Origin of the sequence: Mycobacterium sp. (assembly GCF_049683355.1) — a bacterium.
Classification (GTDB): Bacteria; Actinomycetota; Actinomycetes; order Mycobacteriales; family Mycobacteriaceae; genus Mycobacterium.
Genome location: NZ_JBAUJB010000010.1, coordinates 1 through 4,396, shown reverse-complemented (window position 1 = coordinate 4,396; position 4,396 = coordinate 1). Strand labels below are relative to the sequence as shown.

The window sequence follows — 4,396 nt, the reverse complement described above, 5'->3', positions numbered from 1 at the left end:
GCTCCGGGTCCGGGCCCCGTTCCACCGGCTCTCGGGCCTGCGCCCGGGCCGGTGGGCTGAGCCACCGCGTTCCGGCCGGCACCGACCTGCGGCCTAGACTCGCAGGTGATGTCCCCAACTCCGATTGACCTCGAATCCTCGGTACGCGCCGCGCTCGGCAAGGTGATCGACCCCGAACTGCGGCGCCCGATCACCGATGTCGGCATGGTCAAGAGCGTCACCGCCGAGGCCGATGGCTCCGTGCACGTCGAGGTGTACCTGACCACGTCGGCATGCCCGAAGAAAACCGAGATCACCGACAGCGTCAGCCGCGCCGTCAGCGACGTTCCCGGCACCGGCGCGGTCAAGGTGACCCTCGACGTGATGAACGACGAACAACGCGCCGAGCTGCGCAAGCAACTGCGCGGCGATTCCCGTGAACCGGTGATCCCGTTCGCGCAACCCGGCTCGCTGACCCGCGTCTACGCCGTCGCGTCCGGGAAAGGTGGCGTCGGCAAGTCCAGCGTCACGGTGAACCTGGCCGCCGCGATGGCCGCCCGCGGGCTCTCCGTCGGGCTGCTGGACGCCGACATCTACGGGCATTCGGTGCCCAGGATGATGGGCACCTCCGACCGGCCCACCCAGGTCGACTCGATGATCCTGCCGCCGGTCGCGCACGACGTCCGGGTGATCTCCATCGCGATGTTCACCCAGGGCAACACACCGGTGGTGTGGCGCGGTCCGATGCTGCACCGGGCGCTTCAGCAGTTCCTCGCCGACGTGTACTGGGGTGATCTGGACGTACTGCTGCTAGACCTGCCGCCCGGCACCGGTGACATCGCGATCTCGGTTTCGCAGTTGATCCCCGGCGCGGAGATCCTGGTGGTCACGACGCCCCAGATGGCCGCCGCCGAGGTCGCCGAGCGGGCCGGCGCCATCGCGTTGCAGACCCGGCAGCGCATCGTCGGGGTGGTGGAGAACATGGCGGGGCTGGTGCTGCCGGACGGGACGACCATGCAGATCTTCGGCGAGGGCGGTGGCCTCAAGGTCGCCGAGAACCTGTCGCGGGCAGTCGGCGCCGACGTGCCGCTGCTCGGTCAGGTGCCGCTGGATCCCGCGCTGGTCTCGGCCGGCGATTCGGGAACTCCGCTGGTGCTGTCCGACCCGGACTCCGCGGCGGCCAAGGAGCTGCGCAGCATCGCCGATGCGCTGTCGAGCCGCAAGCGTGGACTGGCCGGCATGTCGCTGGGGCTGGACCCCGCCGGCCGCTGACCCGCCCCGCCGGAACTGCGTTCCAGCATGGCCGCTCTCGCAACTCTGCTGCTGGAATACCGTTCCGGCGCTGAGAAGGCTACGTGGCGTCGGTGTCGAAGGGCGTCGACACCGACGGCTCGGGCGTGGGAGTGGGCGTGGGCGGTGCGACCTCAGCCGGGCCGGGTCCGGACTGCGGCTTCACCGCCGGACCCTGCTTGGCGCCGGCGCCGTCGAACTTGCCGGTGAAGATCGAGTCGTCGCCGTCGAGCAGGTGCTTGGTCAGCGCCGCGCGCGGCGTCATGCCCCGCAGCCGCTGCAACTCCGAGAGCGGTTCCCGCAGATCCTCGAACTCCGGGCCGAGATCTTCACGGAGCTGGCTGGTGGCACCGCTGACGTAGTCCCGGGCCTGGCGCAACGCCCCCGACGTCCACCGGATCGCCCCGGGCAACCGTTCCGGTCCGAGGATCACCAGACCCGCGATCACCAGGAGCAGCATCTCGCCCCACCCGACGTTGGCGAACACGGGCTAGGTGCTGTTGTCCGGACCGGGGGTGACGGTCAGCGTCACGCGTCGGCCGTCGCGAACCACCTCGATGGGTGCCGCCTCACCGATCCTGAGTTGCCGCACGGCGACGACGAACTCGTCGGCGTCGGCGACTTCGCGGTCCCCCACCTTGACGACGACGTCGTTCTCCAGGATTCCGGCCCGCTCGGCGGGCCCACCCTGCGCGACGTTGGCGATCTGCGCACCGTTGGCGACGTCGTTGCTCACCGAGCGCGCTGTCAGCCCGAGTGTCGGGTGGGCGATCCTGCCGCTCTGGATCAAGGCCTCCACGACTTGCTTGACCTCGTTGACCGGGATGGCGAACCCGAGGCCGCTGGCACTGTCCGACAGCGACTTGCCTGCGGTGTTGATGCCGATGACCTCGGCGTTCATGTTGATCAGCGGCCCACCGGAGTTGCCGTGGTTGATCGATGCGTCGGTCTGCACGCCGTCGATCACGGTGTCGGTGTCGGAGCCGTCGCCGGACAGCGGCACCGGGCGGTTGAGCGCGCTGATGATGCCGGTGGTGACCGTGCTGCGCAGCCCCAGCGGGGCACCCGCGGCGATCACCTCTTCACCGACCTGGAGATCGTCGGAGTTCCCCATCCGCGCGACGACGAGGTTGTCGACGTTGTCGACCTTGAGCACCGCGAGGTCGGTCTTGGGGTCGCGACCGACCAGATTGGCCGGCACCTCTTTGCCGTCGTTGAACACCACCGCCAACTCGTACTTGGCCGGGTTCGTGGCGGCTTCGGAGATCACGTGGTTGTTGGTGACGATGTAGCCGCGGCCGTCCACGACGACGCCCGATCCCTGAGAACCCTCACTGTCGCTGGTCGCCTCGATCGTGACCACCGAATCCGCAACCGCGGCAGCCACTTCGGTGAACCGGCCAGGCGGCAGGTCGGGCCTGTCACCGGTCTCCAGGGTCACCTTCGAGGTTGTGAAAGCGCCGACGACTTCCGCGGTGGTCCGACCGACCCAGCCTCCGGCGACACCGATGACCAGCGCGACGATGCCCAGCACGCCGAGGGCCGCATAGGACACCCTGCCGCCGAAGAGCACGTCCCGCACGCCCAGCTTTCCGGTCGCGGCACTCACCGGCGCCGGTGCGCTCGGCGCGAACGCCGGGGTTCCCAGTGCGGCGGCCGAGCCGGGGTTGCGCCACGGATCGTCGGGTTCGTCGGCGCTGTCATCGCGTTCCGCCTCGAGCGCGCCCGCGTCGGTCGGGTGCCGCTGCAGCGACTCGCTGCCCGGGTGGGTACGGCCGAAGGCCTCGGCCAGCACCGGGTCCGGGGCCTGGTCTGTGGGGGTGTACTCACCCTGGTCGCGATGCTGGCCGGCGGCGAGAAATGATCCGCTCACGCCCTCGGGCCTACCGAACACACGCTTGGCCGCCGGATCGACCGGCGGACGCGACACGGGGCGCGGCTCCAGACGCTCCCGACCGGACTGGTCCAGATTGGTCACCCGTTCATCGCCCTTCCCAATACCTCTTGACTAGGTCGCCTAGGCGCCAGCAATCGCCGACGCACGTCGATGGTCGACTCTGCTTTCACCTTACCGGCGCTTGCGACGAGCGCGCGGCCTGCCATCAGCTAATTGGGGCCCCTCGGGCGGGTCCAGAGCTTCCTCCGGTGGGTGGTGCGGAATCTGGGACAACAGCCCCAGCAAAGAACTCGGCATCGCCACCGGGCAGGAATCCCGCAACGCCGACCGCGCCTGGCGCTGGGCATCGACCTCGAGCGCGCAGTCGGGGCACAGCGAGAGGTGATGCGCCGCGCGCAGATGTGCGGACATCCGGAGCTCACCGTCGACGAAGGCGGCGACGGCTTCGGTCGACAGATGTTCGGTGGACCCGAACTGGCGCGGACCGACGGGTGAGTCGCTTTGTGCAGCGAACTGGGTGGGAAGCCAGGAGAAGGCGCGCCGGAATGCATGTCCGGGATCAACCATCACCCAGCTCCTCTCTCCGGTCACCTCACCCCTACTTCGAATGTAGCGCGGCCTGCTCTGAGACACCGAGTGAACGTCAGGCCGACTTGACCGGGTCGCGCAACACCTCCGGCAGACCGGCGTCGGAATGGCGCGCCAAGTGGTCGCGCAGCGCCTGCCGGCCGCGGTGGATGCGGCTGCGTACGGTCCCCAGCTTGACGCCGAGGGTCGCCCCGATCTCCTCGTAGGACAGTCCTTCGATGTCACACAGCACCACGGCGGCACGGAACTCCGGCGGAAGGGAATCGAGCGCGGCCTGCAGGTCGGGGCCGAGCCGCGAGTCGTGGTAGATCTGCTCGGGGTTCGGTTCGTCTGCCGGCACGCGGTCGTAGTCCTCGGGCAAGGCCTCCATCCGGATGCGGCCGCGGCGGCGCACCATGTCCAGGAACAGGTTCGTGGTGATGCGGTGCAGCCAGCCCTCGAAGGTGCCGGGCTGGTAGTTCTGCACCGAGCGGAATACCCGGATGAACGTCTCCTGGGTCAGGTCCTCGGCATCGTGCTGATTGCCGGAGAGCCGGTAGGCGAGCCGGTACACCCGGTCGGCGTGCTGGCGAACCAGCTCGTCCCAACTGGGCATCGCGGTTTTGTCACCGGTGGCGTCGAACACGGCCGTACCGATCAGCT

5 protein-coding genes are annotated in these 4,396 nt (G+C 69.2%); 1 reads left to right on the top strand and 4 read right to left on the bottom strand.

Features of this window, described 5'->3' with window-relative positions; translation table 11 throughout:
• The first annotated feature begins 108 nt into the window (after positions 1-108).
• On the top strand, positions 109-1,251 hold the full coding sequence (locus WA944_RS00425) for a P-loop NTPase (protein WP_526608732.1): 1,143 nt from the start codon (positions 109-111) through the stop codon (positions 1,249-1,251).
• Between the two features lie 79 nt (positions 1,252-1,330).
• Here the strand turns inward: WA944_RS00425 and tatB are convergent, their stop codons facing one another.
• The 4 genes from tatB to sigE all read right to left on the bottom strand — a co-directional run.
• Entirely contained in the window at positions 1,331-1,756 is a 426-nt protein-coding gene (gene tatB, locus WA944_RS00420; protein ID WP_526608730.1) for a Sec-independent protein translocase protein TatB, read from the bottom strand.
• A 3-nt stretch (positions 1,757-1,759) separates the two neighbouring features.
• Positions 1,760-3,247, bottom strand: coding sequence for a serine protease HtrA (htrA, locus tag WA944_RS00415; RefSeq protein WP_526608728.1), 1,488 nt, complete (start codon positions 3,245-3,247; stop codon positions 1,760-1,762).
• A gap of 90 nt (positions 3,248-3,337) precedes the next feature.
• Positions 3,338-3,733, bottom strand: coding sequence for an anti-sigma E factor RseA (gene rseA / locus WA944_RS00410; protein WP_526369490.1), 396 nt, complete (start codon positions 3,731-3,733; stop codon positions 3,338-3,340).
• A gap of 76 nt (positions 3,734-3,809) precedes the next feature.
• Positions 3,810-4,396: RNA polymerase sigma factor SigE (gene sigE, locus WA944_RS00405; protein ID WP_526646066.1), on the bottom strand; the 587-nt coding region annotated here is incomplete at its 5' end.